Source organism: Brevundimonas sp. FV1ye4L (assembly GCF_058681255.1).
Window position 1 is genome coordinate 427,207 of record NZ_CM178734.1, and the last position, 25,752, is coordinate 452,958.

Genomic DNA, 25,752 nt, shown 5'->3' on the forward strand with positions numbered 1-25,752 from the left:
CGCTGCGGCAGCGGTGTGGAGCAGGCCTGTTCCTGCATAGGGGCATGGGCCCTAAACCCTTGCGGGCTTAGCGGCGCGTCGGAATGTGCCCACAGAGGCACGCCAACATATTGTCGGAGGTCGCTTGGCTCGGCTTGGCGGCCGGCGCCTTGTGCGGAGAGCGCCGGTCCTTGGACGTAATCGGTCGCTGCGTCGCCAAGCTGGGCGGGGACGTGGTGCCGGTTGCAGGAATCGAACCCGCGACATCCAGTTTACAAAACTGGCGCTCTACCAACTGAGCTAAACCGGCGCCGTCCTTGAGACAGCAGGCCTTATGCGGATGGATCGTAGCGGGTGCAAGATGCCGCCGGCGGGAATTCAGTCCAGCGCCGCCGCGATCTTTTGGGCCAGGGGCTGCAAGACGGCCGCCTCGGCCATCGGCGCGTGCCCATGTCCCTTCATCGGACGATCGGCCCAGCGGGGAATGATGTGGAAGTGCAGGTGGAAGACGGTCTGACCGCCCGCGTCGCCGTTGAACTGCATGACCGAGATCCCGTCGGGTTTCAGAGCCTTCTCGACGGCCTTGGCCGTGCGTTGCAGGGCGGCGGTCACACGGGCAAGAACCTCAGGCTCGATCTCCAGCAGGGTCCGAGCTTGCGACTGTTTGGCGATGACCAGGACATGGCCCTCCGACTGGGGGAAGACGTCCATGAAGGCCAGGACGTGATCGTCTTCCCATACCTTCACCGAGGGAATCTCGCCGCGCAGGATCTTGGCAAAGATATTGTCGGGGTCGTAGGCGCCGTGAAGGCTCATGGCTGGTCTCCGTCTGATCTTGATCGGCGCACTGGTTAGCAGCGTGGGACGGCGAGGGGGAGCCTTCCTGGATATCCGGCGTTATGGTGACGCTTCACAAGCTGTCGAGGACCTCATGATCCGTTTCATCATTCAAGCCGCCGTCACCATGATCGGTCTTTGGCTTTCAGCCCAGGTCGTGCCGGGCGTCGATTTCACCAATACGGGTTCGTTGGTCGCGGCGGCCATTATTCTGGGACTGATCAACGCCGTGGTCCGGCCCATCATGGTCGTGCTGACCTTCCCGATCACGGTCATCACCCTGGGCCTGTTCCTGCTGGTGGTGAACGCCGCGATGATCGGCCTGACCGCCGTCTTCCTGGGCGGCTTCGCCGTCGACGGACTGTGGGCCGGGATCGGCGCGGCCATCGTCACCGGCGTCGTCAGCTGGATCGCCGGGGCCTTCATCGGCGGGGACGAGAAGCGCGGCTAAAGCCTTGTGAAGGCGCGGCCGTTCGCATCGAACAGATGGGCCTGGGCGGCGGAGACGTGAAGGCGCATGTTCTCGCCCGGCCGGGTCGGAACCTCGCCCGCCAACTGCACCGTCAGTGTGTCGTCCGAGGCCGCGTGCCTGAGGTGGACCATGGTCGCGGCGCCCAGGGTTTCGACGAAGAGAACCTCGGCGGTCAGGGTGTCGGCGTCAGGGGCGGTTTCGCCGGTCGGCCGGGTCAGATGCTCCGGGCGGACGCCGAGGGTGACGGCGTCTCCGGCCTTGGCGGAGGTCGCGTCGACCGCCACCTGCAGGGTCTCGCCGGCCGTCGTCCGGATCGTGGCGCCTGTGGACGAGCCCTCGACCAACTCGGCGGCAAGCATGTTCATGCGGGGGCTGCCGATGAAGCCGGCGACGAACAGGTTGGCGGGACGTTGATATAGATCCATCGGCGCGCCGACCTGTTCGATCCGGCCGCCGTTCAGCACCACGATCCGGTCGGCCAGGGTCATGGCCTCGACCTGATCGTGGGTGACGTAGATCATCGTCGTCTTCAACTCGGCGTGGAGCCGTGCGAACTCGTAGCGCATTCGGACTCGAAGGGCGGCGTCCAGGTTCGACAGCGGCTCGTCGAACAGAAAGACCTCGGGTTCCCGCACGATGGCGCGGCCGATGGCGACCCGCTGGCGCTGCCCGCCCGACATGGCCTTGGGCTTTCGGTCCAGATAGTCGGTGATGCTGAGGGCCTCGGCGGCGGCGCGGACGCGGCGGTCGATCTCGACCTTGTCCGTCTTGGCCAGCTTGAGCCCGAAGGCCATGTTCTCGTAGGCCGTCATATGCGGGTAGAGGGCGTAGGACTGGAACACCATGGCGATGCCCCGGTCCGAGGGCGACAGGTCGTTGACCACGCGGCCGCCGATGGACACCTGGCCCGTCGTCGCCTCTTCCAGGCCGGCGATGGTGCGCAGCAGGGTGGACTTGCCGCAGCCCGAAGGGCCGACGAAGACCACGAACTCGCCGTCGGCGATCTCAAGATCGACGCCCTTCAGCACCTCAACGGCGCCGAACGCCTTCTTCACGTCGACCAGACGGACGTCCGCCATGCTTCCTGTTCCCTGAGCCGTTTGATTTTGCGCGCACCGTAACCGGTTACATGGCGGGATCAACGGCTCGTTTGCCGCGCCCCGTATCGTCAGCTGTTGGGCGCGCAAATTTGCAAAACTGCAAAATTGATCTTTCGCAAATAGCGAGCGATGGCTAGAAGCCCGCGGGCAAATCGCGGGGAGATATGGTGATGCGGCGTTCAATCCTGATGGCGACGGCTTCGGCCGCATGGCTGGCCGGCGTCTGCGCAGTGCAGGCGCAAGAGGCCGCGTCGTCTGTGGACGATATCGTCGTCACCGGCTCGCGGATCGCGCGCGGGGACCGGATTGCGCCGGTCGAAACCGTGGACCGCGACGTCATCGCGGCGGCGGGCGTCGCCGACGCCTCGCAGTTGGTCCGACTGGTGACCGCCAATTCGGGCTCGGAAGCCCAGGTCGATCAGTTGAACCAGCCGCAGAGCTCTGGGACGGCCCAGTTTAATCTGCGCAATCTCGGCCTGGGCTCGACCCTGGTGCTGGTCGACGGTCAGCGCTGGACGTCCAGCGCCGTGGTCGCGACCGACGGCTCGGCCTTCGTCGACATCAACTCGCTTGTGCCGATGATCGCCCTGCAACGGGTCGAGGTGGTCAAGGACGGCGCCTCGGCCGTCTATGGCTCCGACGCCGTAGCCGGCGTGGTCAATTTCATCACGCGTCATGATGTCGCCCGGCCCGAGGTCAGCGCCAAATATGCGGTCGCCGACGGGTCCGAGGAGAGCGTTGTCCAGGCCATCGGCGGGTTCGGGCTGCTGGGCGGCGACCTGACCCTGGCGGCCTCGCATTTCCACAGGTCGGCCCTGAGCACCGACGAGCGCGACTTCACCCAGGCCGAAGGCTACGACCGCGCGTCCTGGACCGCCGTGACCAGCTATGGGCAGCCCGGATCCTATTATCGGCCGAGCGCCAACGCCTATGCGCCGGACCCCGACTGCGACAACCCCGCCTTCGACGCCGCCTATCGCAACAGTGCGAGCGATGCGTTCTGCCGTCTCGACTATTCCGACTTTTTCGATCTGACGCCGGAAGAGACGCGGACGCAGCTGTTCGCCGACTATCGTCGGCCGGTCGGGGACATGACCCTGTCGCTGCAGGGGGCCTGGTCATCGACCGGGACCGTGGCGCGACAGACGCCGTCCCTGCCGATCCTGGCGCAATCATTGACCGTGCCGGCGTCCCATCCAGACAATCCGTTCGGCGAGGACGTGTTGTTCCGGGGGCGGCTGTTGGGCGCAGAGGCCGGGGCGTCGAAGGCGGAGTTCGACTATGAGACCTGGCGTCTCGCCGCGGGACTGGAGGGTGGTTTCGCCAATGGCTGGAGCTGGAGCCTTGCCGCCACCGCCAGCCGTCAGCATGTCGCCTATGACAAGCCCGATGTGATCGGAAGCGCATTGCAGAACGCGCTGAACGGCTTGGGCGGCGCGGGCTGCGACGCCGCCACCGGCACGTCCGGGGTCGGCGCCTGCCAGTATTTCAACCCGTTCGGCAGCGCCTATCTGGGGACGGGTACGGCCAATAGCGACGCGCTGATCGACAGTCTGATCGGCTCCACGGGTCTGCGCGGTTCCGCCAGCCTGACGACCGCAGACGCCTCCACCAGCGGTCAGGCGTTCGCCTGGTCCGGCGGCTCTGTCGATGTCGCCCTGGGCGTCCAGTACCGGCGCAGCGCCTTCCGTCATGACTGGAGCGACCTGGTGAACGCCGGCGATTTGCTGACGGCGGGCTATTCGCCCGACTTCGACGGCGATCAGCAAACCCTGGCCGCCTATGCCGAAGGGCGCCTCCATCTGGGGGAGCGGGTCGAGGCGCAACTGGCTGGGCGGTACGAATCTTATGACGGGGAAAGTCGGTTCAGCCCGAAGGCCGCCGTCCGTTGGGATGTCGCCGAAACCGTCGCGCTCCGGGCGTCGTGGGGGCAGGGTTTCCGCGCGCCGTCGGTCTATGCGCTGTCCGGGGCCCAGGCGTCCCAGCCTTCGGTGTTGGATCGCGGCGCCTTTGTCTTCGTCAACACCCTGACTTCGGGCGATGCGGACCTGAAGCCCGAGAAGTCCGAGAGCCTGACTTTCGGGGTGCAATGGCGTCCCGTTCAGGGCCTCGAGTTGGGCCTGGACGCCTGGCGGTTCGACTATACCGACCAGGTCGTCAAGGAATCGGCCCAGGCGATCATCAACCAGGCGGCGGCCGACACGGCGGCGGGTCTGACGGGCACGGACGCCCAGTCGCGCCTGACCCGCTCGGCCAGCGGCGCCCTGACCTTCGTCCAGCTCTATTTCGTCAATGCGTCGTCGGTGGAGACCCAAGGCGTGGATGTCTCGGCCCGCTATGGTCATGGGCTCTGGGGCGGTCAGGCGACGGCCTCGGCGACCTGGACCCATGTGGATCGTTACGACATCCGCCTGAACGACAGCGCGGCGGAAGCGTCCGGCGTCGGTTCGACCAATCTGAACAACATCGGCCGTTCCCTGCCGCGCAATCGCGGGGAGTTCGTCCTGGGGTGGAGCGGCGGCGTCCATTCGGTGACCGGGCTGGTTCATTATACTGCCGGCTATGACAATGACCGCAGCGGCGTCACGGACACGACCATCGCCAGCCAGACGACGATCGACCTTCTGTATAGCCGCGCCCTCGGCCCCGATCTCGACCTGGCTGTGGGCGTGGTCAATCTGGCCGACAAGGCGCCGCCCCTGGCGCAGTTCGCCTTCGGCTATGATCCCGTCGTCGCCGATCCGCGCGGACGTGTGTTCAGCCTGGGGCTGACAAAGCGCTTCTGATCAGGCCGCCAGGGGCGTGCAGGGGGCAGGGCGGCGCTCATGGCCTCGATCAACATGTGAACGTCCAGCGGCTTGGCGACGAAGCCGTCCAGGCCGGCTTCTCGGCCCTGTTCGCGGACCGAGGCGGAAACGTCGCCGGAGAGCAGGATCAACGGGGTGCGGCGTCCGTCAGCCTCTTCCGTGCGGATCCTGCGGGCAGCCTCGAAGCCGTCGCAGACCGGCATGCGAAGGTCCAGAAGGACCATGTCGTGGGCGCCGTCGCGCCATGCGGCGACCGCCTGGTCGCCGTCCTCCACAACCGTGACCTCCATTCCGAGGTTTGGCAGGATGGCGGCCAGCACCTTGCGGTTGACCGCATTGTCGTCGGCCGCCAGCACGCGCAGTCCGGCCAGGCAGGGCGCGCTCTCCGCCTCGGCAGCGACTGCGACGGCGCGACCGCGCTTGAGCGGCAACTTAACCGTGAAGCAGGACCCCTGGCCGGGCGTACTCTCGACGGTAATATCGCCGCCCATCATCCGGGCCAGAGACCGGGAAATGGACAGGCCGAGGCCCGTGCCTCCATGGGTGTGCGAGGTTTCGGCGCTGGCCTGCACATAGGGGGCGAACAGTCTTCCGAGGGCGGCCTCGTCCATGCCGATGCCGCTGTCGCGCACATCCACGCGAAGCCCACCCGCCGTCGAGACTGAGACGGCCACGAGGACCTCGCCACGAGCGGTGAACTTGACGGCGTTGGAGATCAGATTGGCCAGGATCTGCCCTATCCGAACCTTGTCGCCGATCCAGTCTCCGGCGGCGTCCGGCGTGACTTCGATCCTCAAAGCGACGCCATTTTTGTGGGCGACTTCGCCGAACGCGGCCTTCATGCGATCCAGCAACCGCGCCAGGTCGAAGTCCGCCTCCACGAGTTCCAGTCTGCCGGCTTCGATCTTCGAGGCGTCCAGGAGATCGTTGAGAAGGGACGTCAGGGTTTCGCCCGACTCCAGAGCAACCTCCAACCTCTGCTTCTGGGCGGGATCCATCGGCTCGCCGGCCATGACCTGCAACATGCCCAGCATGCCGTTCAGCGGCGTACGAATTTCGTGGCTGACCACGGCCAGCATTCGCGTCTTGGACTTGGCGAAGGCCAGGACCTCGCGTTCACGTCGGTCGGCGATGCGAACAGCCCAAAGGCCCATGCCGGCGCCGAAGCCGAGGGCGGCCAGACCGACGGCGACGATAGTGACACGCGCGGTCGCATAGGCGAGATTGCGCGCGCCCTCGCGTTCGAGCGTCATGGCGGCCTCTTGCGCACGAAGGGCTTCCAGCCGGCGGCGAAGCTCGTCCATCGCGGCTTGTCCCTCGATCGCCAGGATGGGGTCGGCGCCCTTGTCGCTCAAGCTCGACAGGCGAGGTTCGGCGTAGACCGTTCGCCAGGTTTCCATCGCCGTCCGCACGCCGTCGAGCTGAGCCTTCTGGGAGGGATTGCCGAACGTCAGCCGGGACAAGATCTGGAGCTCGTCAGAAAATTTCTGCTGGCCCTGGATGTAGGGAGCCAGGAAATTTCCATCGCCGCCGCTCTCGACATAGCCTCTGACGCCCGTTTCCTGATCAAGAGCCGCCGTCAACAGATTGGCCGCTGCGCGTTCCACCATCGCCGTGTGCCTGACGGACTGATCGGCTGAGTTGAGCGTGGATAGATTGGCCCAGACCACCAGCAACATGACCGCGACCATCGCCGTCATCGTCGCCAGCATGGTCAGGGCGGAGCGCGCCGCCCGTGTCTGGATCAAGGCCCGAAGGCGAGCCGTCGGGACGGAGATCGTCATTTGGGAACCGTATGTCAGCGTCTGACGCGACTTACGGCGCTCCCGATGAAAAATGTCTTTCAGGACCGATCAGGATGATTATCTAGGCGGCTGAAATCTTCTCCTCAGCATGGATCTCCGATGGCTGTCGTTCTGTATGGCATTCCCAATTGCGACACCGTCAAAAAGGCGCGCGTCTGGCTGGAGCAGCAGGGCGTCGACTACGTCTTTCATGACTACAAGAAGGCGGGCGCCGATGCCGGCGCTCTGGGGCGTTGGGTCGATGAGCATGGCTGGGAGACGGTGCTGAACCGCGCCGGGACGACGTTCAAGAAGCTGCCTGAAGCCGATAAGACAGATCTGGACGTCGACAAGGCCATCGCCCTGATGCTGGCCCAGCCGTCGATGATCAAGCGGCCGGTGCTGGACCTCGGCGATCGCCGCCTGGTGGGGTTCAAGCCTGAGGCCTATGCGCAGGCCTTCAGTTGAGCGCGACCGTCGCGGTGACGCCGAAATGATCTGACGGGTATTCGCCGTTCGTGGGCTGGTCGCCAAAGACATGGGCGGCGGTTGGGGTGAAGAACTCCGGCTCCACGAAGATATGGTCGATCACGCGGCTGGCGTGGCCCTTGGCGGGATTCAGGGTGGTCGTCGCCGAACCGGGGGGGAGGGCGCTGGCGAAACGAGGGCCGGTCATGGTCGCCAGACCGGGATCCTCTTGCGGCGCATTGAAGTCGCCCATGACAACGAGGGGGACGCCGTCCTGGGGCAGCCAGGACAAGAGGTGTGAAATCTGGCGGGCCCGCACGGCTCCCGCCTCGGGCTGGTGCGCCAGGTGGGTGACGACGACATCGACCGGCCGGCCCGCAACGGACACTCGCACCCGCAGCGCCGTGCGGTAGTCATCGAGCGGCTCCAGCCGAACGGAATCCTGGGCCAGTGTGGGCAACCGTGTGAGCAAGGCGCTTCCGTATCGGCGAGGCGCACCCTCGGGGTCGGTCGAGACGAAGGCGACCTCATAGCCGCCCAGTTCTCGCGCCAGCATCTCAGCCTGGTTCTCCAGCCCAGTGTTGGCGTCTTCCAGGACTTCCTGCAAGGCGATGACGTCCGCGTTCTGGGCGCGCAAGGCATCGATCAGCAGCGGCCGCCGCGCGGGCCAGTCGCCCATGTTGTGCCAGATGTTGAACGTCGTCAGCGTCAGGTGCGATGAGCCGGCCGTGACCGGCTCGGAACCCAAGCCGGCGTTCAACGCCGGCGCGCAGGCCGCCAGCGGCAGAAGCGAAGCTGCGGCGATCAAAAAGCGGCGGGAAACCACCGGCGACGCCCTTAACCTTCGACCTCGGTGGTGGGCCGGTCGTGGCCGTCGGCGGCTTCGGTGATCCAACGACCGTCTGCGGTTTCGTATTCGATGGCCGCGTTCTGGTCTGGAACCTTCTGTTCGCGGGCGGCGCGGACAGCGGCGGCCTTAGCGGCGTCGTGGCTGGAGAAGGTCTCGGAATAGGTGCCGTCCGACTGATAGGCCCAGCCGCCGTCGTGCTCGACGATGCGATAGGTGACGGTGGTCATGGGAACTCTCCTCTTGGGGTCGGGCGATCATCGTAGCCCGAACCGGCCGCCGCAGGAACAGCAGTTGCACCGTCGCCCTCCTTCGATCAGCCGGGACGTTTTGTCGGCCCCAAGTCATGCTGTTCGACAAATATTGATCGACGGCGCATCCAATGGCTCGGTCGGTGACGACTATTCCCGGTGAACGCAGGACGATGGTCGTGCTGCTGAGGAGATGAGACATGGCTGATCTGGCGCGCGAGTTCTGGTGGATACTTTTTCCCATGTCCGCCTTCGCTTTTGTCGGCTGGTCGCAATGGTTGAACTACCGACGTCAGAAAGCGCTGCTCGATGTCGTGAAGACCTATGCGGAAAAGGGGCGGGACGCGCCTCAGGCGATCATGGATGCCCTTGCCCGAGCCTCTGCAAACGATGTCCCCGCCCGGCAGAGCGTACGGCAAGGGACGGCGGCCCACTACTGGTCGTTGGTTGGATTGTTCACGGCGCTCTGCGTCGGTTTCACGGCGGCAAGCTGGGGCGGACTGGACGGCGGCACCGGGGCCTTGTTCATCGTAGCCTTTGTCATGGGGACGGTCGCGCTATGGTCCTTGGTCTGCGCCTTGGTGTTGCAAATGCGCAGGCCGCGCGACTGAGCGGACGCGAGGACAGGCGTCGTGACCGACGTTGAACTTGTACACGCCGCTCGTGACGGGTCCGACGCCGCATTTGCGCGGCTTGTCGAGCGCCATCAGGCGGCGGTCCGCAACTTCCTCCGCCGGATGCTCGCCGGCGGGTGGGCTGAGGCCGACGATCTGGCGCAGGAGGTATTCCTTGCCGCATGGCGGGACCTGGGGCGGTTGAGAGATCCCGCGGGGCTTCGCGCCTGGCTGCTCGGGATCGCCTGGCGCAAGGCGCAAGACCGCAACCGGAGCGCGCTGCGAAGTGCGGCCCGTGATGGGATCTGGGCGCAGGATCATCCGCCGTCATCTGGTGTGTCGCCTGAAGAGAGGATCGCACTAAGCCGTGCGATGGCCGAATTGCCACCGGCCGTCCGAGCTTGCGTGGCGCTTTGTGTTGCGGACGGATGGTCCCATGTTGAGGCGTCCGTTGCGCTAGGCTTGCCGGTTGGCACCGTGAAGTCGCATATCAGCCGCGGGCGTAGCCGCCTTCTGGCGGTGCTGGGAGGTCGTGATGACACCTGAAGACAAGCTGCAGTCGCTATTCGCAGCTGAAGCCGCGCCCGTGCGTGATCCCGTTTTTGAGGCGGTGGTGGTCGAACGGATCGCCCGTCGTCGCGCCGTCGCTGTTGTCGCGGCCTTTGCGCCGCTGGCGGTGGCGATGGCGACGATCTTGTGGGGGCTCGGGCCGGTATGGCGCGGCCTGGCGGATATTCCACGCGAAGGCGCGCCCGTTCTGATGGCTGCGATCATGGCGACGGCGACGGCCTTGGCGGTCATCCGACAAGTGCTGCGGACCTGATGGAGCGACCTTACGAAGATTTCACGTCCGCTTGCGCATCCATGGGCGCATCCCGCAGCCTCTTGTGATCAGAAGGCCGCCGCATCAGGCTGTCGCACTGGATCAAGAGGGCCCACGCCATGGAAGACTTCATCCCGCTGTTCGCCATATTCGCCGTCTTCGGCACCATCACGGCCATCGTCTTCGGTCCGACATTCCTGAAGTATCGCGAGAAGCGTGACATTCAGGAGACCGTTCGTCATGCGGTGGACAAGGGGCAGGAGTTGCCACCTGAGTTGATCGACGCCCTTACCAAGGACGTCCAGAAGAGCCTTCCCTCGCGAACCAAGGACATCCGCCGCGGCATCATCTGGCTGGCGACAGGCATCGGCATCGCAGCTTTTGGCGTTGTCAGCGACCTCGGCGGCAATGAATGGAATGGCGGCATGCAGAATCCCCTATTGGGCGTGTCCTGCATCCCGATCACCGTGGGCATTGCCTTTATCGTCTTGAGCTTCTTCAACAAGCATATGGACTGACGGCCGCCGATTGGGGGGACCTGTCATGAACAAGTCACTGCGCGATCTCCACGACGTCGAACTGGCTGCCCAGGCGGCGGCCGGCGGCCGGCGGGAGTATGGCGAACTGGTCCGCCGGCATGGTTCGGCGGTCCGGGGGCTTCTGCGCCGCATGGGCGCGGCGCCGTCCCTGGCCGATGACGTGGCCCAGGACGCCTTCCTGCAGGGGTTCCAACGCTGCTCGGAATTCCGAGGGCAGGGGACGTTTGCGGGCTGGATCAAGAAGATCGCCGCGCGCCTCTATCTGAAGCGCGTCGCCCGCGAGGCCCGCTATGTCGCCGAGGTCGAGGCTGATGAGGCCGACGTCGTCGTCGATCGGGCGGGAGTCATGGACCTGGACGAGGCCCTGAAGACGCTCAGCGAGACCGAGCGTGTGTGCGTGTCCCTGTGCCACGGCGCAGGAATGTCCCATCCCGAAATCGCGGCGGCCATGGATTTGCCGCTCGGCACGGTGAAGTCCCATGTCAAACGTGGTCTGGATAAACTCCGCGCCCGGCTTCAGCCGGCGCAGGCATCAGGCGGGAGGTCGACCCATGTCGGCTGATGAATTCGATCCGATGATCGAGCGGCTGTTCGCGCAGACGCCTCGAATGGCCGATGAGGCCCTGTTCCTGGCCACGGTTCAGGCCAGTATGGAGAAGCGGTCGCGCTGGCGGACCCTGGCTCTGACGAGCGCCGGCTTGGTCGGCGGCGTGTTGGCGGTGAGGGAAGGGGTCAATGTCAACTTCTCCGCCAGCGACGAAACGACCCTGACGCAAGGGGTGCGGACGGCGGCGGCGACGGCCCAGGGGGCGGCTCAATCCGGGCTGGAAGGCTTGGGTGTCGGGTCGTTCGATCTGATGGACGGGTCGGGCATGATGGCCTTCTGGATCGTGGCGGGGGCGCTTGTCGCCCTGCTGGCGGCGGGGCTGGTGAAGCTGTCGCAGGACGTCTGAGGGTGACTTGGCGGAGCGCGGGGCCTATCTGACCCGACTTGAAGTCAGGAGGCCCTTCGATGTCCGTTCACACCCAGGAGACGATCAAGCGCATTTCCGTGCCTGATGTCGCCGGCCGCAAGGGCGGCGAGCCCATCGTCTGTCTGACGGCCTATGACGCCCCCATGGCGGGATTGCTGGATCCGCACTGCGACGTGCTGCTGGTCGGGGACAGCCTGGGCATGGCGGTTCACGGCCTGCCGAACACCGTCGGGGTGACGTTGGAGATGATGATCCTGCACGGCCAGGCGGTGGTGCGGGGATCGCGTCGGGCCCTGGTCGTGGTGGATATGCCTTTCGGTTCGTACGAGGGCGGCAAGGAGGTCGCCTACGACAACTGCGTGCGGGTGATGAAGGAGACCGGCGCCCAGGCGGTGAAGCTTGAGACCAGCGTCGAGCTGGCCGAGATCGTCGCCTTCCTGGTCAAGCGCGGCATCCCGGTCATGGGTCATGTGGGGCTGCGGCCTCAGGCGATTTTGGCCGAGGGTGGGTTCAAGGCCAAGGGACGCACTGATTTTGAACGCGACCGTGTCATGGCGGAAGCAAAGGCCACGGCCGAGGCCGGCGCCTTCTGCATCGTCATCGAGGGTGTCGCCGAATCGCTGGCGCGGGAAATCACCGAGAGTCTTGACGTCCCGACCATCGGCATCGGCGCCTCTGCCACCTGTGACGGCCAGGTGCTGGTGGTCAACGACATGCTGGGGATGTTCGATTGGACCCCGAAATTCGTGCGGAAGTACGCGGATCTGCGCACCGAGATCGACCGCGCGGCCGCCGCTTTCGCCAATGATGTGAAAACCCGCCGTTTTCCTGCCGAAGTCGAGACCTACTTCTCGAAAAAGCCGGCTTCGCAGTAACGGACGACGTTGCGGGCGGGGAGCCGACCTTCTAGGGTCCGCGCCGGTTTGCTTTTTGCGATTTTGGGGCGACGTTTCAGTGGTTGATGTCTTCGAGCAGGTCGAGGAGGAGCTTCGCTCCGACCGGTACAAGCGCCTGGCCCGCACATGGCTGCCTGTCGTGGGCGTCGTTCTGGTGGTCGCCCTGGTCGCGGCCCTTGGCTGGTGGGGCTGGGACAGCCTGAACTCGAGCAAGGGCGCCAAGGCCGCCGAGGCCTATGATCGCGGCATGGAGGCCCTGCGGGCCGAAAAGCCCGCCGAAGCCCGTCTTGCCTTTGAGGAAGCGGTCAAGGAAGGCAATGGCGCCTACAAGGTTCTGGCCTTGCAGCAGCAAGCCGGCCTGGCCGTGACCGCCGACAAGATCCCTGACGCGGTTCGGCTGTTCGATGAGGCCGCAAAGGCGTCGAGCGACCCGATCCTGTCCGATCCGCCCGCCTTGAAGGCCGCCTTCCTGGTGATGGACACCGCGCCGCTTGCCGATATCGAGGCGCGTCTGACCCCGCTGGCCGAGGATGACCGCCCCCTGCACGCCTTCGCTCAGGAAGCTTTGGCCCTGGCGCGTCTCCAGCATGGCAAGACCAAGGAGGCTCGTGAGGCCTTCGTCCTGCTGCAACTGGGGCAGGACGTTCCTGACGACGTTCGCCAGCGCGCCAATATCGCCGTGGCCACCATCGACGCCGGCACGGCGGGTGCGCTCAAGGACATTGCGAATGCGGCCAAGACCGCCGCTCCGTCGGCCGCCGGCGCCGCCAATGCGCCCACTTCCGCGGCCCCGGCCCAACAGTGACGACCCCTTACAGGACGCCCAAGATGAACCGAGTTCTGAAAGTCGCGCTGATTTGCGGCGTCGCCACGACCATGGCTTCCTGCGGCGCAGTCAGCCGCAACCTGCCCTTTGGCCTGGGCAAGAAGGATGATCCGCAGGCGACCGCATCCGCCGGCGACCGAATCTCGGTGCTGGAGTTCGAACAGCAGCTGACCCCGTCGGCGGCCCTGTCCGGCCGCGACTTCTTCCTGCCGGGGCCCCAGGCTGCGACGGCCTGGACCCAGCCGGGCGGTTCGTCCGAGAACCTGGTCGAGCATGTCATCGCGGCTCCGAACTTCCAGATCGCCTGGAAGCGCAGCATCGGCGAAGGTTCGGCGCGGGTCGGCAATGTCATGGCGCCGATCGTCGCCGCCGACGGCAAGATCTTCGTCATGGACGGCGAATCGACCGTCTCGGCTGTTTCGGCCGACAGCGGCGAGATCCTGTGGAAGGCCAACGTCAAGGACGCCGACCGTGACCGCAACGGCGGCTTCGGCGGCGGCGTCGCCTACGCCGGCGGCAAGCTGTTCGTCTCGTCCGGCTATCGCTCCATGACTGCGCTCGACGCCGGCACCGGCGCCGTCGTCTGGACCCAGCAGGTCGATTCCCCGATTCACGGCGCCCCCACGGTCGTCGGCGCCCACGTCTTCGTCGTCGATGTGGACAGCCAGCTGTTCGCTTTTGACGTGAACACCGGCGCCCAGGACTGGACCTATCGCGGCATCGCCGAGCCGGCGCGTGTGCTGCGCGCCTCAAGCCCCGCCGTGACGGGCAATACGGTCATTGCGCCCTTCGCCTCGGGCCAACTTGTCGCGCTCAGCGCCCTGAACGGTCAGCCCCTGTGGGAACAGACCCTGTCGCGCACCAGCCGCACCAGCGCACTTTCCGAAGTGCGCGATGTCGCCGGTCGTCCGGTCATCAGCCGGGGCATGGTGTATGGCGTCAGCCATTCGGGCGTGCTGTCGGCGCTGGACCTGCGCTCGGGCCAGCCCAAGTGGCAGCTGCCGGTCACCGGCGTGAACGCGCCCCTGCCGGTCGGCGACGTCGTCTTCGCTGTGTCGAAGTCGGGCGAACTGATCACCGCCAACCGCGACACGGGCCAGATTTACTGGACCCGCGAGTTGAACGAGGGACGTCAACGCAAGGTCGGCGGCTTCCTGAACTTCGGGCGTCGCACCATCTATCCGCAATGGTCGGGACCTCTGTTGGCCTCCAACCGCCTGGTGATGGTCAATTCCTACGGCGAGGCCGTCGCTTTCGACCCGAAAACCGGCGTGGCCCAGACGACGCTGAAGCTCGGCGCGCCGGCCTATATCGCGCCCGCCGCCTACAACGGCGCCCTGTACGTGCTGACCGACAATGGCCAGCTGATCTGCATCCGCTGACTCTTCAGCCCGAAATAAGCTAGAAAGCCGAAATGGCTCTGAAGGTCGCGATTGTCGGCCGCCCCAATGTGGGCAAATCGACACTGTTCAACCGCCTCGTCGGCAAGCGCCTCGCGCTTGTCGATGATCGCCCCGGCGTGACCCGGGACCGGCGCTACGCCGACGGCAATATCGGCGACATGGATCTGACGCTGATCGATACGGCCGGCTACGAGGATGTCACCGACGACAGCCTGGAAGCCCGGATGCGCGAGCAGACGGAGGCCGCGCTGGACGACGCCGAACTGGTCATGTTCATGATGGACGCCCGCGAAGGCGTCACCTCGCTGGACCGGATCTTCGCCGAGCGCCTGCGCAAGGTGCACAAGCCGATCATCTTGCTGGCCAACAAGTCCGAGAGCCGCGAGAGCGGCGGCGGCGTCGGCGAAGCGCATGCTCTGGGCTTCGGCGAGCCGGTCGCCATCTCGGCCGAGCACGGCGAGGGCATGGCCGACCTGTACAAGGCCATCCGCGCAGCGTCCGAAGACATCTTCATCGAAGAGATCGACGAGCCGGACAAGCCGATCCGCATCGCCGTGATCGGTCGTCCCAACGCGGGCAAGTCCACCCTGATCAACCGTCTGATCGGCGACGACCGCCTCCTGACCGGACCTGAAGCGGGCATCACCCGCGACTCCATCTCGGTCGACTGGCAGTTCGAGGGCAAGAACATCCGGCTGGTCGATACGGCCGGGATGCGTCGCAAGGCGCGGGTGCAGGAGAAGCTGGAGAAGCTGTCGGTCGCCGACACCATCCGGGCCATCACCTTCGCCGAAGTCGTCATCCTGATGATGGACAAGGACGACGCCTTCGACACCCAGGACCTGCAGCTGGCCGACCTGGTCGAGCGCGAGGGCCGGGCCCTGGTCTATGTCGCCTCCAAATGGGACCTGGAAGACGAGCCCCAGGCCCGCATGGCCAAGTTGAAGGGCATGGCCGAGGACAAGCTGCCCCAGCTGAAGGGTTCGCCCTTCGTGGCCCTGTCTTCGCACAGCGGGCGCGGCGTCGAACGCCTGATGCCGGCCGTGCTCCAGGCCTATGACACCTGGTCGGTCAAGGTGAAGACCAAGGACTTGAACACCTGGCTGTCCATGGCCACCCAGCGGCACCCGCCCCCCGCCGTGGACGGCAAGCGGATCAAGCCGAAATACATCGCCCAGACCAAGGCCCGTCCGCCGACCTTCGTGCTGATGGCCAACCGCGCCGAGTCGATGCCGGAGCATTACAAACGCTATCTGGTCAACTCGATCCGCGAGAGCTTTGACCTGCCGGGCACGCCGATCCGCCTGAACGTCAAGTCCAGCGGCGTGAACCCCTATGCCGAGGGCGGCGCCAAGTCCGGCCCGGAACGCTATAAGGGCGACGCCAAGACCGCGCCGCGCCGCATCAAGAAGGCCGAGAAGGAAGAGGCCCTGTCCAAGCTGCCCGGCAAGGCGCTGGAGCAGAAGAAGACCCGCAAGGCCCAGCCCAAGGTCCTGGGCGGCCTGAAGTCCAGCGCGTCCAAGAAGGCGGGATCGTCGGTGGCCGTTCAGAAGGGCGCCCGTGGCGGCGCCCGTCAGGTCTCGCGTTCGGGCCGTATCCGTACCGGGCAAAAGGGCGGCGCCAAGAAGTGACGGCGTGACCGAGGTCGCGCCTGTCCTTCCCGACCGGCCGACCGCGCGCTGGCTGATCTTGGACAGGCAGGGGCGGGTGCTGCTGTTCCGGTTCGCCTTCGCCGACGGCCCCCTCGCGGGGTCTGAGTTCTGGGCCACGCCCGGAGGCGGCTGCGAACCGGGCGAAACCTACGAGGACGCCGCTCGACGCGAACTGTTCGAGGAGACCGGCTTGGTCGTTGCCGATCCAGGCCCCCAGGTCGCACGCGTTCGTGTCAGCTTCCGTCTGCCCGACGGCCGCATGGCGGATGTAGATCAACGGTTTTTCCTGCTCCGCACTGAAACCTTCGACCTGTCCTCTGCCGGTTGGACCGAGGAGGAGCAGCGAGTCCTGGCTGAACACCGCTGGTGGAGCCTCGATGAGATCCGCGCTTCGAACGAGACGATCTGGCCGGAGGAATTGGCGGACGTCATGTCGACACTCTGAATCCGTCCGTTTCCGGCCTTTTCGAGACCGATTTTCGCTTGCAAACATACCGCTTGCGCCGATGCGCAAAGCGGCGCTTGGCTTTGTGAGCAATCGGAGTGCGTCATGACCACGACCCAGATTTTTGATCTTCAGGCGGTTCAAAAGGTCCGCAAGGGCGCTGTGCTGGTCGCTCTGTTGGCCCTGGTGGGGCTCACAATGGTGTCCCAGTCCGCCACAGGGCTGGAGAGCCCGCTTCATGAAGGCGTCGAGGCCGTGGGCCTAGCGGCCATCATCTTCGCCATCGTCGGCCGCGCCTGGTGTTCCCTCTACATCGGCGGGCGAAAGAAGGCCGAGATCGTCTCGCGCGGGCCCTATTCAATCAGCCGCAACCCGCTCTACATCTTCAGCTTCTTCGGCGCCTTCGGCATCGGCGCCCAAAGCGGAAGCCTCACTTTGGCGGTGTTGTTCACCCTTGCGTCGCTCGCGGTGTTCTACCTGACGGTCCGCCGTGAAGAGGCCTGGCTCGGCGCGACGTTCGGCGCCGACTATGCGGCGTACAAGGCCCGCACGCCGCGTTTCCTGCCCAACTTCGCCCTGTGGCGCGACGAGCCCGAACTGTCGGTGCGACCTTCCTTCTTTCTGACGACCATCCGCGACGGCCTGGTCTTCCTGCTGGCCATCCCCTTGTTTGAAGCCATCGACCTAGCGCAAGCAGAAGGCTGGCTAATGGTCTTGGCCCACCTGCCTTAAGCCTCTCGACTCCTGTTCGGCTCATCGACCGCGTAGGTCTTGCGCATCCGCGCCGCATCCCGCCCCGGCGGCAGGCCGAACTGGCGGGCGTATTCGCGGCTGAACTGGGACGGGCTGTCATAGCCGACGGCGAAGCCGGTTTCGGCCGCGCCGTCGCCGCCGCTCAACAGTCGGGCGCGCGCCTCTCGCAGCCGCACCTGTTTGTGGAACTGCAGCGGGCTCATGGTCGTCACCGTGCGGAAATGCCGGTGGAAGGTCGACAGGCTCATGCCCGCCAGGTCCGACAGGGCCTCCAGCCGCATTGGTTCGGCGTAGTGGGCGCGGATCCAATCGATGGCGCGGCTGACGCCCGACAGGCGGCTTTCGGTCGAGCCGATCTGACGCACGGTCGCGGCGTACCGGCTGTGCAGTAGCCGCCAGACCAGCTCGCGCTCGATCATCGGCGTCATTACGGCGATCTCTGCGGGGCGGTCCAGAAGGCGCAACAGGCGGGCCATGGGCTCCAGCAGTTCGTCCTCCAACCGCGTCACATGGATGCCGGATGGCGGCGGCTGATCCGAGGCGGCAGGGGCGTCGATCTCCAGCATCAGGCCGGCGATGGTCGCGGTGTTCAGGTCGAAGCTGAGGGCGCGATAGGGCGCCTCTACGATGCTGCCGCACACCGGCAGTTCGGCCGACACCACCAGGCAGTCCCCGGCCCGATAGGAATAGACCGTCTCGCCCAGGATCGTCTGTTTGGCGCCGCACACCACCAGGCACAGCATGGGATCATAGGCGACGGCGATCATTCGCGTCTGCGTGTCGCTGCCATACAGGCGCAGGCCAGGCACGGCGGAGCGCGACAGGTCCGGCGGCGCGTGGCGCGCGACGATGTCGGTCATTTCGGGCAAGAGGCTCATGAACGCATCCAACGCTCGTCGTCACGTTCGCGCAAGCCGACGCGTGGAGCTTGACAGGATTGTGCAAGAGAACGCTCGGATCGCCCTAACGCGGTGCGGCCGAAACGGCGTCTTCTCCACCTTGTCAGACAGAGGAGACTTCCAATGACAACGACCACTCAAAAGACCTGGTTCGTCACCGGCGCGGCCCGTGGGCTGGGCGCTGGCATCGCTCGGGCGGCCTTGGACGCCGGCGATCGCGTCGTCGCCGCCGGTCGAAACCGAGACGCCTTGGTCAAGACTTTCGGGCCGGATAGCGACATCGTCCTGTCCGTGGCGCTGGACGTCACCGACACGGCCGCCGTCGCCGCCGCTGTCGAGGCCGCCATGGCCCGCTTTGGCCGCATCGACGTGCTGGTCAATAACGCCGGCTATGGCCACCTGGGCATCTTCGAGGAGACGACCAGCCACGACGCGCGCATCCAGTTCGACACCAATGTCTTCGGCCTGTTCGACATGACCCGCGCCGTCCTGCCGGTCATGCGTGCCCAGGGTTCAGGGCATGTGTTCAACGTCTCGTCCGTGGGGGGCATGGTCGGCGGGGCGTCCGGCGCGATCTATTGCGCCTCCAAGTTCGCCATCGAGGGCTTCAGCGAGTCGATCGCCCAGGAAGTCAGTCCCTTTGGAGTCCATGTGACCATTGTCGAGCCGGGCTTCTTCCGCACCGACTTCCTGGACGCCTCATCGGTCGTCTACGCCGCCCATCCCATCGCCGACTATGCTCAGGCCTCGGCCGCACTTCGCGGATTCTATGAGGCCCGCAGCCATAACCAGGCGGGTGATCCGGCAAGGCTGGGTCAGGCTCTGGTGGCCTTGGCCAATGCCGAAAATCCGCCCCTGCGATGGGCGGCCGGGACGGACGCCTTGGGCATGATCGAGGGCAAGATCGCCGGGCTGACGACGGAGTTGGAGGCCTGGCGCGACCTGTCCGCCTTCACCGACGGCGACTTCGCTTTCCGTGAGGAGCCGGGCGCCGGCGCCTGGGGCTGACCTCGGCCTAGACCAGGGCTTCCGCCGTCGGTCCGGCCTTCCAGTCGCGGAAGCGGATCGTTGGCGGGGGCGTGGCGTCGCCGCGCGCCAGGTCGACGACCAGTTGGCCGATCTCGGACGGGTGGGGCAGGGTCTGCGGATCCTCGCCTGGGAAGGCCTGAGCCCGCATGGCCGTGCGCATCCGGCCGGGATCGACGATGCTGACGCGGATCGGGGTGCTCTCCACCTCGTCGGCCCAGGCCTTGATCAGGGCCTCGGCGCCGGCCTTGGTCGCGGCGTACATGCCCCAGAAGGCGCGGGGCGTCGTCGCGACGCTTGAGGTGAAATGGATCGCTCGCCCGGCGTCGGAGGCGCGTAGCAGCGGCTCCAGCGAGCGGATCAGTCGATAGACGGCGGTGAAATTGACCTTCTCGACCTTGGCGAACTCGCGCGGATCGGCATGGGCGACCGGCGTCAGGCCTGACGGCCCCATGGTCGCCGCCGCCTGGACCCAGATGTCCAGCTTCTTGAAACGATCGAAAATGGCTCCGCCGAGCCGGTCGATCCCGCCGCCGTCCACCAGGTCGAAGGGGACCAGGGTGGCGTGTTTGCCGGTCGCGGCGAAGATGGCGTCGTCCAGTTCCTCAAGCCCGCCTTGCGTCCGTGCCGTGGCGACCACGTGGGCCCCGGCCTTGGCCAGCGCCAAGGCGCCCTCGTAGCCGATACCTCGAGAGGCCCCGACGACGAGGGCGATACGGTCTTTCAGGGGCAGGACGTCAGTCATCCTAGGGTGGTAGGAGTGGCGATGCGACGGGTCAATGTGTTATGATGTGTTCAGATGTGCACAGGAGCATTTCGCCATGGCCGCCAGCACGACCGTCACTGTCCGCATGAGTGGAACGCTCAAAGAGCGGTTGGGGCTGCTTGCCGAGAAGACCCAGCGTACGCAGTCTTTTCTCGCTGAACGCGCCATCGCCGGCTACGTCGATCGCGAGTTGGAAATGATGGCGGCCGTCGAGCAGGGGCTGGAAGATTTTCGCAACGGCGAAGTCGTTTCGCACGATGAGGCCAAGCGTCGGATTCGCGAGACCATCGCCAAATACGAACCCTGATGCGCGCAGTCGTCTGGTCGCGGCGGGCCTTGCTCGAACTGACCCATGCCATCGACTATCTCGCACAGCGAAACCTGGCCGCCGCCCAACGGATCGAGTTGAGAATCCTCGAGACGACGGAAAAGCTAGCCGCACGGCCCATCGGGCGACCAGGCAAGCGGCCCGGGACGTATGAGAAGTTCGTCACCGGCGCGCCATATCTGATCGTCTACGCCCTGACCGACGGCGCTGGCGGCGGCCAGGTTCAGATCATTCGCCTGTTCCATACGGCCCAGGATCAGGGTTGATATCCCTCAGGCGCTGACGAGCAACGACAACTGCTTGGCCCCAAATTCCCGGCCACCTTCCTCGATCTCGCGATCCAGCAGACGGGTGGGGTAGTCGCCGGTGAAATAGTGGTCGGTGAACTGGGGGGCGGCGTTGTTGCGGCCGGTCTCGCCCATGGCGCGGTACAGGCCGTCGATGGACAGGAAGCCGAGGGAATCGACCTCGAGCAGTTCGCGCATTTCTTCCAGCGTCTTGTTGGCGGCCAGCAGTTGGGCCCGTTCCGGCATGTCGATGCCGTAGAAGTCGGGGAACAGGATCTGTGGGCTGGCCGAGCGCAGGTGGACCTCCGTCGCGCCGGCGGCGCGGACGGCGCGGACCAGTTTGACCGAGGTGGTGCCGCGCACGATGGAATCGTCGATCAGCACGACCCGCTTGCCGGCCAAAGCCGACTTGTTGGGGCTGTGCTTCATGCGCACGCCCTTCTGACGGGCGCCCTGGCTGGGCTGGATGAAGGTGCGGCCCAGATAGTGGCTGCGGATGATGCCCATCTCGTAGGGGATGCCGCTTTCCTGAGCATAGCCCAGGGCCGCCGGCACGCCCGAGTCCGGCACCGGCACGACGATGTCGGCCTCGACGCCCAGTTCGCGGGCCAGGCCGCGACCCATCTCCTTGCGGACCTCATAGACCGAACGGCCGTTCACGACCGAGTCGGGGCGTGAGAAATAGACATATTCGAACAGGCAGGGGCGGGCGGCGCGGGCGGGGAAGGGTTTGATCGATTCCACGCCGTTCTCGTCGATGACCACGACCTCGCCATGTTCGACGTCGCGTACGAAGGTGGCGCCCATCATGTCCAGGGCGCAGGTCTCGGACGCCAGCACCCAGGCCTCGCCGACCTGGCCCAGCACCAGCGGACGGATGCCCAGCGGGTCGCGGGCGCCGATCATCTTGTGACGGGTCTGGGCGACCAGGGCGTAGCCGCCCTCAATCCGCGCCAGGGCGTCGATGAACCGGTCGACGATCTTGGCCTTACGGCTGCGAGCGATCAGGTGGAGGATGACCTCCGAGTCCGACGTGGACTGGAAGATGGCGCCTTCGCTGACCAGCTGGCTGTGCAGGAACTTGAAGTTGGTCAGATTGCCGTTGTGGGCGATGGCGATGCCGCCCTGGTCCAGGTCGGCGAACATCGGCTGGATGTTGCGGAGGAAGGACCCGCCGGCGGTGGAATAGCGGGTGTGGCCCACGGCCGCACGGCCGGGCATGCGGGTCATCAGGTCGGCGCCGCCGAAGGCTTCACCCACCAGGCCTTGGTGCCGTTCGGTGTGGAACCGCTCGTCCTTGACGCTGGCGATGCCGCAGGCTTCCTGGCCGCGATGCTGCAGGGCGTGGAGGCCCAGGGCGACGACGGCCGAGCCTTCATCCTCGTCCGCGCCCCAGACGCCGCAGACGCCGCACTCCAGGCGGAGTTGATCATCCTCCGGCTCGCGCCAGTGCTCGCGGTGAACGACGGGATCGGCGATATGGTGGCGCATCGTGGGGCTCCGATGACCGGGGAAACTTACGGGGCGGCTTCGCGCGGCGAGTTAGTCTCGGATTGCGTCCGAGGCAAGGCTTCGTCGTTCGAAAACCCTTTGCGCACGGATGAATCCACCACAGGCGTGATCGCATCGGCGCCCCGCCCGATCCCGGGCAGGATGATCTGAATGGCTCGAGCGCCTACGGCGCTGACTTTGTAGAGGGCGGCTTCGCTGAGCCAACGCGGCGTCCGTTCGCCCGGCATGGCGGCCACGATGACCAGATGCACGGCCCCCAGCAGCACCAGGGCCCGGCCGGCCCCGACGAAAACCCCGATGAATCGATCGATCCCGCCCAGTTGCGGATGGGCCTGGGCCTGCTTCGACAGATAGGAGCCGAAGATGCGGATGCCGAAATAGACGATCAGGAAGGCGACGATCGCCGCCAATATGGTTCCCGCCCAATCCGGATTGACCAGGGCCCGCCCCAGCATCGCCGTCCACGGCAGGGTGACCAAGGCGACCAAGGCCGCCAGCAGGGCGCTGAGCAGGGTGATGATCTCGCGCACGCCGCCGCGCACCCAGCCGGCCGCTGCGGAGAACAGGATCACCACGATGGCGAAGACGTCGTAACCGGTCACTCAGAGGTCCAGCGGCTGTTGCGTCTGTCTAATAGCGGTTTTGCGAGATTCGTTCGACCACATCCGTCAATCGTGTCGCAGACGTCACCTTGACCCCCTTGGTTTTGCCGCCGTTCTGGGCCAGGGGCGGGCAGAGCACATGTTCAAAGCCCAGTTTCTGGGCCTCCCGAACCCGCGCCTCGGCCCGGCCGACGCTGCGGACCTCGCCCGACAGGCCGATCTCGCCGAACACGACGCAGCCCTGGGGCAGGGGCATGTCCAGGGCCGAGCTGATCAGGGCCGCCGCCGCCGCGAGGTCTGCGGCGGGCTCGTTGATCCGCAGGCCGCCGGCGACGTTCAGATAGACGTCCTTGTCCCCGAACCCCAGGCCGCACCGCGCCTCAAGCACCGCCAGCAACATGGCCAGGCGCCCGGAATCCCAGCCAACCACCGCTCGGCGCGGCGTACCATAGGCGGACGGCGCCACGAGGGCCTGGATCTCGACCAGCACGGGCCGCGAGCCCTCGATCCCGGCGAAGACCGCCGCGCCGGGCGCCCGGTCCTTGCTGTCGCCCAGGAACAGGGCCGACGGATTGGCGACTTCGCGCAGGCCGCTGTCGCCCATTTCGAACACCCCGATCTCGTCGGTGGCGCCGAACCGGTTCTTGCCGGCGCGCAGGATGCGGAACGGATAGCCGCGCTCGCCCTCGAAGGTCATGACGGCGTCAACCAGGTGTTCGACGACGCGGGGGCCGGCCACCTGGCCGTCCTTGGTGACGTGTCCGACCAGGACGACCGCCACCCCTTGGGTCTTGGCCAGACGCACCATCTCGCCGGCGCAGGCGCGGACCTGGGTGATCGAGCCAGGGCCGCTCTCATGGACGTCGGACCACAGGGTCTGGATCGAATCGACGATGACGATGTCGAACTGCTCGCGCTTCAACGTACCGAGGATGTCGCGCAGGGCCGTCGCCGCAGCCAGATTGACCGGCGCCTGCTCCAGCCCCATCCGCTTGGCTCGCGCCCGGATCTGTTCGACGGCCTCCTCGCCGGAGATATAGGCGATGCGGGCGCCGCGCAGGGCGGCCTTGGCCGCCACCTCCAGCAGCAGTGTGGACTTTCCCACCCCTGGATCGCCGCTCAGCAGTATGGCCGATCCCGGCACCACCCCGCCGCCGCAGACGCGGTCGAACTCGGCGACGCCCGTCGTAATGCGCGGCGGCTCGGGCGTGTCGGATTGAAGCGTCTCGAACTGCAGACCGCGTCCGCGCGCCGAAGCGGCCGCCGAGGGCTTGATCGCCCCCGGTGGGGCCGAGCGGCTCTCTTCAGTGAGGGTGTTCCATTGTCCGCATGACGAACACTGGCCCGACCACTTGCCGTGGACCGAGCCGCAGGACTGACAGACATAGAGGGCGGAATCACGAGCCATGGGCTTCCTTAGCAGAAGGGCGAAGCGGGGGTGGGCGTCCGCGCTTCGCCTTCATCGCCGCCCGCGACGTCAGCTTCGGTCGTAGCGGCCGACATGGGCGCGAGGAATCCGGTCGCTGACGGCGGTCAGCAGTTCATAGCTGATGGTCCCGGCCGCTGCGGCGGCATCATCCAGGGAGCGGTGGGCGCCGAATAGTTCGACCCGGTCGCCGACTGCGACCTCAAGGCCGGTCACGTCGATTGTGCAGACGTCCATAGAAATCCGGCCCAACAGCGGCCGGGTCTCGCCCGCGACCCAGACTGCGCCGTGCGTCCCAAAGGCACGCATCACCCCGTCCGCATAGCCCGCCGCTACGACGGCCGCTCGCACAGGAGCATCGGCGACGAAACCTCTGGAATAGCCGATGCTTTCGTCCGACCTCACGTCGCGGACCTGCAAGATCTCGGCCGTCAGGGTCGCCACGGCGGCGATCCGGTCGTCCGGCCGCCCCTCCGGCCCGCCGCCGTAAAGACAGACGCCGGGGCGCACGGCGTCGAAGCTGTAGTCGCGGCCCAGGAAACAGCCGCCCGAGTTGGCCAGCGACCGCGTCACGCCCGGATATCGCGCGGCCGCCGCCGCGAAGGCGTCGCGCTGGCGTCGGTTGATCGGCTGGTCGGGTTCGTCGGCGCAGGCCAGGTGGCTCATGACAAGGCTGAGGCCCGCGAACGGCGCCGGCGCGTCTTCGGGGCGGAACCCCAGCCGGTTCAGGCCGGTGTCGATCTGAAGCCCGCAGGCTCCGCCGCCCGCTTCGGCCCAGGCCTGCATCTGCCTCGGCTGGTTCAGCACCGGACGCAGGTCGGCCGCCTTCAGCACGCCTGCCGCGCCGTCGTGGCAGCCGTCCAGCACATAGATGGTCGGCGCATCCCCCAGCGCCGCCCGCAAGGCCACACCCTCGTCGGCGCGGGCGACAAAGAAGGTCCGCGCCCCCTCGGCCATCAGCCGGGTCGCGCAGGCTTTGGCGCCAAGCCCGTAGGCGTCGGCCTTGACCACCGGATGCACCGGCACGCCGGTCACGGCTTCAAGCGTGTGGAAATTGCGGGCCAAGGCGTTCAGATCGACGGACAGCAGGGCGGGGGAGGGCATGGCGGCCCTTATTGGCGCAACTTCCCGACGATGGAAGAGCCGGGAGGGATCAATCCTCGTCGCTGAACGGCGGGGGCAGTCGTCCGGACTTGAAGATGATGGTCGGTTCTTCGTCGTAGTCGCCCATCTCGGTGTCCGCCGAGACCGAAAAGGCCACCACGCCCAGCCGCAGGGGCGCCAGTCGTTCCGCTTTGCGGCGCGCCTCCTCGGCGTCCTTGCAGCCCACCTGCGGCTCGGCCTTCAGCCCCTTGCCGCGTCCCTGCACATAGGTCTGGAGGATGTAGACGGTTTCACTGGCCATCCGCACCCAAGGGGCCTGTTCGCGGTCGAGG

General features: G+C 66.4%; 30 protein-coding genes and 1 tRNA gene. 18 read left to right on the top strand and 13 right to left on the bottom strand.

Annotation, left to right across the window (positions count from 1 at the left end; genetic code table 11):
* Positions 1-213: 213 nt before the first annotated feature.
* Both ACW17X_RS02050 and ACW17X_RS02055 read right to left on the bottom strand, forming a co-directional pair.
* Positions 214-289 (bottom strand) — tRNA-Thr (locus ACW17X_RS02050).
* Between the two features lie 68 nt (positions 290-357).
* Complete coding sequence (locus ACW17X_RS02055; RefSeq protein WP_492099409.1) at positions 358-795, bottom strand: HIT family protein; 438 nt, start codon at positions 793-795, stop codon at positions 358-360.
* A 115-nt stretch (positions 796-910) separates the two neighbouring features.
* On the opposite strand from ACW17X_RS02055, the gene ACW17X_RS02060 reads away from it, so the two are divergent.
* On the top strand, positions 911-1,267 hold the full coding sequence (locus ACW17X_RS02060) for a phage holin family protein (RefSeq protein WP_492099411.1): 357 nt from the start codon (positions 911-913) through the stop codon (positions 1,265-1,267).
* On the opposite strand, the gene ACW17X_RS02065 is transcribed toward ACW17X_RS02060, so the two are convergent.
* Complete coding sequence (locus ACW17X_RS02065) at positions 1,264-2,367, bottom strand: ABC transporter ATP-binding protein (protein WP_492099413.1); 1,104 nt, start codon at positions 2,365-2,367, stop codon at positions 1,264-1,266. The two genes, ACW17X_RS02060 and ACW17X_RS02065, sit on opposite strands and share 4 nt — an antisense overlap.
* 191 nt (positions 2,368-2,558) lie before the next feature.
* Between ACW17X_RS02065 and ACW17X_RS02070 the strand changes: the two genes are divergently transcribed.
* A complete protein-coding gene (locus ACW17X_RS02070; protein WP_492099415.1) occupies positions 2,559-5,174 on the top strand; it encodes a TonB-dependent receptor domain-containing protein in 2,616 nt (871 codons plus the stop codon).
* On the opposite strand, the gene ACW17X_RS02075 is transcribed toward ACW17X_RS02070, so the two are convergent.
* Positions 5,108-6,979 carry an ATP-binding protein gene (locus ACW17X_RS02075; RefSeq protein WP_492099417.1) on the bottom strand — a complete coding sequence of 624 codons (1,872 nt, stop codon included), beginning with the start codon at positions 6,977-6,979 and terminating at the stop codon, positions 5,108-5,110. The genes ACW17X_RS02070 and ACW17X_RS02075 overlap by 67 nt on opposite strands.
* 120 nt (positions 6,980-7,099) lie before the next feature.
* Here ACW17X_RS02075 and ACW17X_RS02080 point away from each other — a divergent pair, with 120 nt between their 5' ends.
* Positions 7,100-7,447, top strand: a complete 348-nt coding sequence (locus ACW17X_RS02080) for an ArsC family reductase (protein ID WP_492099419.1) — start codon at positions 7,100-7,102, stop codon at positions 7,445-7,447.
* On the opposite strand, the gene ACW17X_RS02085 is transcribed toward ACW17X_RS02080, so the two are convergent.
* Together ACW17X_RS02085 and ACW17X_RS02090 are read right to left on the bottom strand one after the other, a co-directional pair.
* On the bottom strand, positions 7,440-8,273 hold the full coding sequence (locus ACW17X_RS02085) for an endonuclease/exonuclease/phosphatase family protein (protein ID WP_492099421.1): 834 nt from the start codon (positions 8,271-8,273) through the stop codon (positions 7,440-7,442). The two genes, ACW17X_RS02080 and ACW17X_RS02085, sit on opposite strands and share 8 nt — an antisense overlap.
* Positions 8,274-8,284: 11 nt before the next feature.
* Positions 8,285-8,524 (bottom strand): DUF2188 domain-containing protein, encoded by a 240-nt coding sequence (locus ACW17X_RS02090; protein ID WP_492087165.1) that lies wholly within the window; start codon positions 8,522-8,524, stop codon positions 8,285-8,287.
* 221 nt (positions 8,525-8,745) lie between these two features.
* Here ACW17X_RS02090 and ACW17X_RS02095 point away from each other — a divergent pair, with 221 nt between their 5' ends.
* From ACW17X_RS02095 to ACW17X_RS02150, 12 genes are all read left to right on the top strand, one after another.
* Positions 8,746-9,156 (top strand): hypothetical protein, encoded by a 411-nt coding sequence (locus ACW17X_RS02095; protein WP_492099423.1) that lies wholly within the window; start codon positions 8,746-8,748, stop codon positions 9,154-9,156.
* A 21-nt stretch (positions 9,157-9,177) separates the two neighbouring features.
* Entirely contained in the window at positions 9,178-9,705 is a 528-nt protein-coding gene (locus ACW17X_RS02100; RefSeq protein ID WP_492099425.1) for an RNA polymerase sigma factor, read from the top strand.
* Entirely contained in the window at positions 9,695-9,982 is a 288-nt protein-coding gene (locus tag ACW17X_RS02105) for a hypothetical protein (RefSeq protein WP_492099427.1), read from the top strand. The genes ACW17X_RS02100 and ACW17X_RS02105 overlap by 11 nt, the downstream gene beginning before the upstream one ends.
* 119 nt (positions 9,983-10,101) lie before the next feature.
* Positions 10,102-10,500: a DUF6249 domain-containing protein gene (locus ACW17X_RS02110; RefSeq protein WP_492099429.1), complete on the top strand. Its 399-nt coding sequence runs from the start codon at positions 10,102-10,104 to the stop codon at positions 10,498-10,500.
* Between the two features lie 25 nt (positions 10,501-10,525).
* Complete coding sequence (locus ACW17X_RS02115; protein ID WP_492099431.1) at positions 10,526-11,083, top strand: RNA polymerase sigma factor; 558 nt, start codon at positions 10,526-10,528, stop codon at positions 11,081-11,083.
* Positions 11,073-11,474, top strand: a complete 402-nt coding sequence (locus ACW17X_RS02120; RefSeq protein WP_492087158.1) for a hypothetical protein — start codon at positions 11,073-11,075, stop codon at positions 11,472-11,474. Before ACW17X_RS02115 ends, ACW17X_RS02120 begins: the two co-directional genes overlap by 11 nt.
* A gap of 59 nt (positions 11,475-11,533) precedes the next feature.
* Positions 11,534-12,370: a 3-methyl-2-oxobutanoate hydroxymethyltransferase gene (panB, locus tag ACW17X_RS02125; RefSeq protein ID WP_492099433.1), complete on the top strand. Its 837-nt coding sequence runs from the start codon at positions 11,534-11,536 to the stop codon at positions 12,368-12,370.
* Positions 12,371-12,449: 79 nt separating this feature from the next.
* Positions 12,450-13,196, top strand: coding sequence for a tetratricopeptide repeat protein (locus ACW17X_RS02130; protein WP_492099435.1), 747 nt, complete (start codon positions 12,450-12,452; stop codon positions 13,194-13,196).
* A gap of 23 nt (positions 13,197-13,219) precedes the next feature.
* Entirely contained in the window at positions 13,220-14,599 is a 1,380-nt protein-coding gene (locus ACW17X_RS02135) for a PQQ-binding-like beta-propeller repeat protein (protein WP_492087155.1), read from the top strand.
* 32 nt (positions 14,600-14,631) lie between these two features.
* Positions 14,632-16,251 (top strand): ribosome biogenesis GTPase Der, encoded by a 1,620-nt coding sequence (gene der, locus ACW17X_RS02140; RefSeq protein ID WP_492099437.1) that lies wholly within the window; start codon positions 14,632-14,634, stop codon positions 16,249-16,251.
* A 4-nt stretch (positions 16,252-16,255) separates the two neighbouring features.
* Positions 16,256-16,717, top strand: coding sequence for an NUDIX hydrolase (locus ACW17X_RS02145; protein WP_492099439.1), 462 nt, complete (start codon positions 16,256-16,258; stop codon positions 16,715-16,717).
* 105 nt (positions 16,718-16,822) lie between these two features.
* Positions 16,823-17,449 carry a methyltransferase family protein gene (locus tag ACW17X_RS02150; RefSeq protein WP_492099442.1) on the top strand — a complete coding sequence of 209 codons (627 nt, stop codon included), beginning with the start codon at positions 16,823-16,825 and terminating at the stop codon, positions 17,447-17,449.
* Here ACW17X_RS02150 and ACW17X_RS02155 read toward each other — a convergent pair.
* Positions 17,446-18,348 (bottom strand): AraC family transcriptional regulator, encoded by a 903-nt coding sequence (locus tag ACW17X_RS02155; RefSeq protein ID WP_492099444.1) that lies wholly within the window; start codon positions 18,346-18,348, stop codon positions 17,446-17,448. The two genes, ACW17X_RS02150 and ACW17X_RS02155, sit on opposite strands and share 4 nt — an antisense overlap.
* A gap of 144 nt (positions 18,349-18,492) precedes the next feature.
* Here ACW17X_RS02155 and ACW17X_RS02160 point away from each other — a divergent pair, with 144 nt between their 5' ends.
* Positions 18,493-19,377: an oxidoreductase gene (locus ACW17X_RS02160; RefSeq protein ID WP_492099446.1), complete on the top strand. Its 885-nt coding sequence runs from the start codon at positions 18,493-18,495 to the stop codon at positions 19,375-19,377.
* A gap of 7 nt (positions 19,378-19,384) precedes the next feature.
* Here ACW17X_RS02160 and ACW17X_RS02165 read toward each other — a convergent pair whose 3' ends face one another.
* The gene (locus ACW17X_RS02165; RefSeq protein WP_492099448.1) at positions 19,385-20,140 is read right to left on the bottom strand and encodes an SDR family NAD(P)-dependent oxidoreductase; all 756 of its coding nucleotides are present in this window, start codon (positions 20,138-20,140) and stop codon (positions 19,385-19,387) included.
* 76 nt (positions 20,141-20,216) lie between these two features.
* On the opposite strand from ACW17X_RS02165, the gene ACW17X_RS02170 reads away from it, so the two are divergent.
* Positions 20,217-20,468 carry a CopG family ribbon-helix-helix protein gene (locus ACW17X_RS02170; RefSeq protein ID WP_492087146.1) on the top strand — a complete coding sequence of 84 codons (252 nt, stop codon included), beginning with the start codon at positions 20,217-20,219 and terminating at the stop codon, positions 20,466-20,468.
* Entirely contained in the window at positions 20,468-20,755 is a 288-nt protein-coding gene (locus ACW17X_RS02175) for a type II toxin-antitoxin system RelE/ParE family toxin (RefSeq protein WP_492099450.1), read from the top strand. The genes ACW17X_RS02170 and ACW17X_RS02175 overlap by 1 nt, the downstream gene beginning before the upstream one ends.
* 6 nt (positions 20,756-20,761) lie before the next feature.
* Here ACW17X_RS02175 and purF read toward each other — a convergent pair whose 3' ends face one another.
* From purF to ACW17X_RS02200, 5 genes are all read right to left on the bottom strand, one after another.
* Positions 20,762-22,267 carry an amidophosphoribosyltransferase gene (gene purF, locus ACW17X_RS02180; RefSeq protein ID WP_267513590.1) on the bottom strand — a complete coding sequence of 502 codons (1,506 nt, stop codon included), beginning with the start codon at positions 22,265-22,267 and terminating at the stop codon, positions 20,762-20,764.
* Between the two features lie 26 nt (positions 22,268-22,293).
* The gene (locus ACW17X_RS02185; RefSeq protein WP_492099452.1) at positions 22,294-22,890 is read right to left on the bottom strand and encodes a CvpA family protein; all 597 of its coding nucleotides are present in this window, start codon (positions 22,888-22,890) and stop codon (positions 22,294-22,296) included.
* A 28-nt stretch (positions 22,891-22,918) separates the two neighbouring features.
* On the bottom strand, positions 22,919-24,298 hold the full coding sequence (gene radA, locus ACW17X_RS02190; RefSeq protein WP_271165882.1) for a DNA repair protein RadA: 1,380 nt from the start codon (positions 24,296-24,298) through the stop codon (positions 22,919-22,921).
* Between the two features lie 69 nt (positions 24,299-24,367).
* Positions 24,368-25,420: an alanine racemase gene (gene alr, locus ACW17X_RS02195; protein ID WP_492099455.1), complete on the bottom strand. Its 1,053-nt coding sequence runs from the start codon at positions 25,418-25,420 to the stop codon at positions 24,368-24,370.
* A gap of 49 nt (positions 25,421-25,469) precedes the next feature.
* A complete protein-coding gene (locus ACW17X_RS02200) occupies positions 25,470-25,721 on the bottom strand; it encodes a hypothetical protein (RefSeq protein WP_267513585.1) in 252 nt (83 codons plus the stop codon).
* Positions 25,722-25,752 lie beyond the last annotated feature (31 nt).

What these genes read in the sequence shown, in the direction of transcription:
- ACW17X_RS02055 (WP_492099409.1), bottom strand. Translation starts at nt 795, where the DNA reads ATGAGCCTTCACGGCGCCTACGACCCCGACAATATCTTTGCCAAGATC.
- ACW17X_RS02060 (WP_492099411.1), top strand. Translation starts at nt 911, where the DNA reads ATGATCCGTTTCATCATTCAAGCCGCCGTCACCATGATCGGTCTTTGG.
- ACW17X_RS02065 (WP_492099413.1), bottom strand. Translation starts at nt 2,367, where the DNA reads ATGGCGGACGTCCGTCTGGTCGACGTGAAGAAGGCGTTCGGCGCCGTT.
- ACW17X_RS02070 (WP_492099415.1), top strand. Translation starts at nt 2,559, where the DNA reads ATGCGGCGTTCAATCCTGATGGCGACGGCTTCGGCCGCATGGCTGGCC.
- ACW17X_RS02075 (WP_492099417.1), bottom strand. Translation starts at nt 6,979, where the DNA reads ATGACGATCTCCGTCCCGACGGCTCGCCTTCGGGCCTTGATCCAGACA.
- ACW17X_RS02080 (WP_492099419.1), top strand. Translation starts at nt 7,100, where the DNA reads ATGGCTGTCGTTCTGTATGGCATTCCCAATTGCGACACCGTCAAAAAG.
- ACW17X_RS02090 (WP_492087165.1), bottom strand. Translation starts at nt 8,524, where the DNA reads ATGACCACCGTCACCTATCGCATCGTCGAGCACGACGGCGGCTGGGCC.
- ACW17X_RS02095 (WP_492099423.1), top strand. Translation starts at nt 8,746, where the DNA reads ATGGCTGATCTGGCGCGCGAGTTCTGGTGGATACTTTTTCCCATGTCC.
- ACW17X_RS02105 (WP_492099427.1), top strand. Translation starts at nt 9,695, where the DNA reads ATGACACCTGAAGACAAGCTGCAGTCGCTATTCGCAGCTGAAGCCGCG.
- ACW17X_RS02110 (WP_492099429.1), top strand. Translation starts at nt 10,102, where the DNA reads ATGGAAGACTTCATCCCGCTGTTCGCCATATTCGCCGTCTTCGGCACC.
- ACW17X_RS02115 (WP_492099431.1), top strand. Translation starts at nt 10,526, where the DNA reads ATGAACAAGTCACTGCGCGATCTCCACGACGTCGAACTGGCTGCCCAG.
- ACW17X_RS02120 (WP_492087158.1), top strand. Translation starts at nt 11,073, where the DNA reads ATGTCGGCTGATGAATTCGATCCGATGATCGAGCGGCTGTTCGCGCAG.
- panB (WP_492099433.1), top strand. Translation starts at nt 11,534, where the DNA reads ATGTCCGTTCACACCCAGGAGACGATCAAGCGCATTTCCGTGCCTGAT.
- ACW17X_RS02135 (WP_492087155.1), top strand. Translation starts at nt 13,220, where the DNA reads ATGAACCGAGTTCTGAAAGTCGCGCTGATTTGCGGCGTCGCCACGACC.
- der (WP_492099437.1), top strand. Translation starts at nt 14,632, where the DNA reads ATGGCTCTGAAGGTCGCGATTGTCGGCCGCCCCAATGTGGGCAAATCG.
- ACW17X_RS02150 (WP_492099442.1), top strand. Translation starts at nt 16,823, where the DNA reads ATGACCACGACCCAGATTTTTGATCTTCAGGCGGTTCAAAAGGTCCGC.
- ACW17X_RS02155 (WP_492099444.1), bottom strand. Translation starts at nt 18,348, where the DNA reads ATGAGCCTCTTGCCCGAAATGACCGACATCGTCGCGCGCCACGCGCCG.
- ACW17X_RS02160 (WP_492099446.1), top strand. Translation starts at nt 18,493, where the DNA reads ATGACAACGACCACTCAAAAGACCTGGTTCGTCACCGGCGCGGCCCGT.
- ACW17X_RS02165 (WP_492099448.1), bottom strand. Translation starts at nt 20,140, where the DNA reads ATGACTGACGTCCTGCCCCTGAAAGACCGTATCGCCCTCGTCGTCGGG.
- ACW17X_RS02170 (WP_492087146.1), top strand. Translation starts at nt 20,217, where the DNA reads ATGGCCGCCAGCACGACCGTCACTGTCCGCATGAGTGGAACGCTCAAA.
- ACW17X_RS02175 (WP_492099450.1), top strand. Translation starts at nt 20,468, where the DNA reads ATGCGCGCAGTCGTCTGGTCGCGGCGGGCCTTGCTCGAACTGACCCAT.
- purF (WP_267513590.1), bottom strand. Translation starts at nt 22,267, where the DNA reads ATGCGCCACCATATCGCCGATCCCGTCGTTCACCGCGAGCACTGGCGC.
- radA (WP_271165882.1), bottom strand. Translation starts at nt 24,298, where the DNA reads ATGGCTCGTGATTCCGCCCTCTATGTCTGTCAGTCCTGCGGCTCGGTC.
- alr (WP_492099455.1), bottom strand. Translation starts at nt 25,420, where the DNA reads ATGCCCTCCCCCGCCCTGCTGTCCGTCGATCTGAACGCCTTGGCCCGC.
- ACW17X_RS02200 (WP_267513585.1), bottom strand. Translation starts at nt 25,721, where the DNA reads ATGGCCAGTGAAACCGTCTACATCCTCCAGACCTATGTGCAGGGACGC.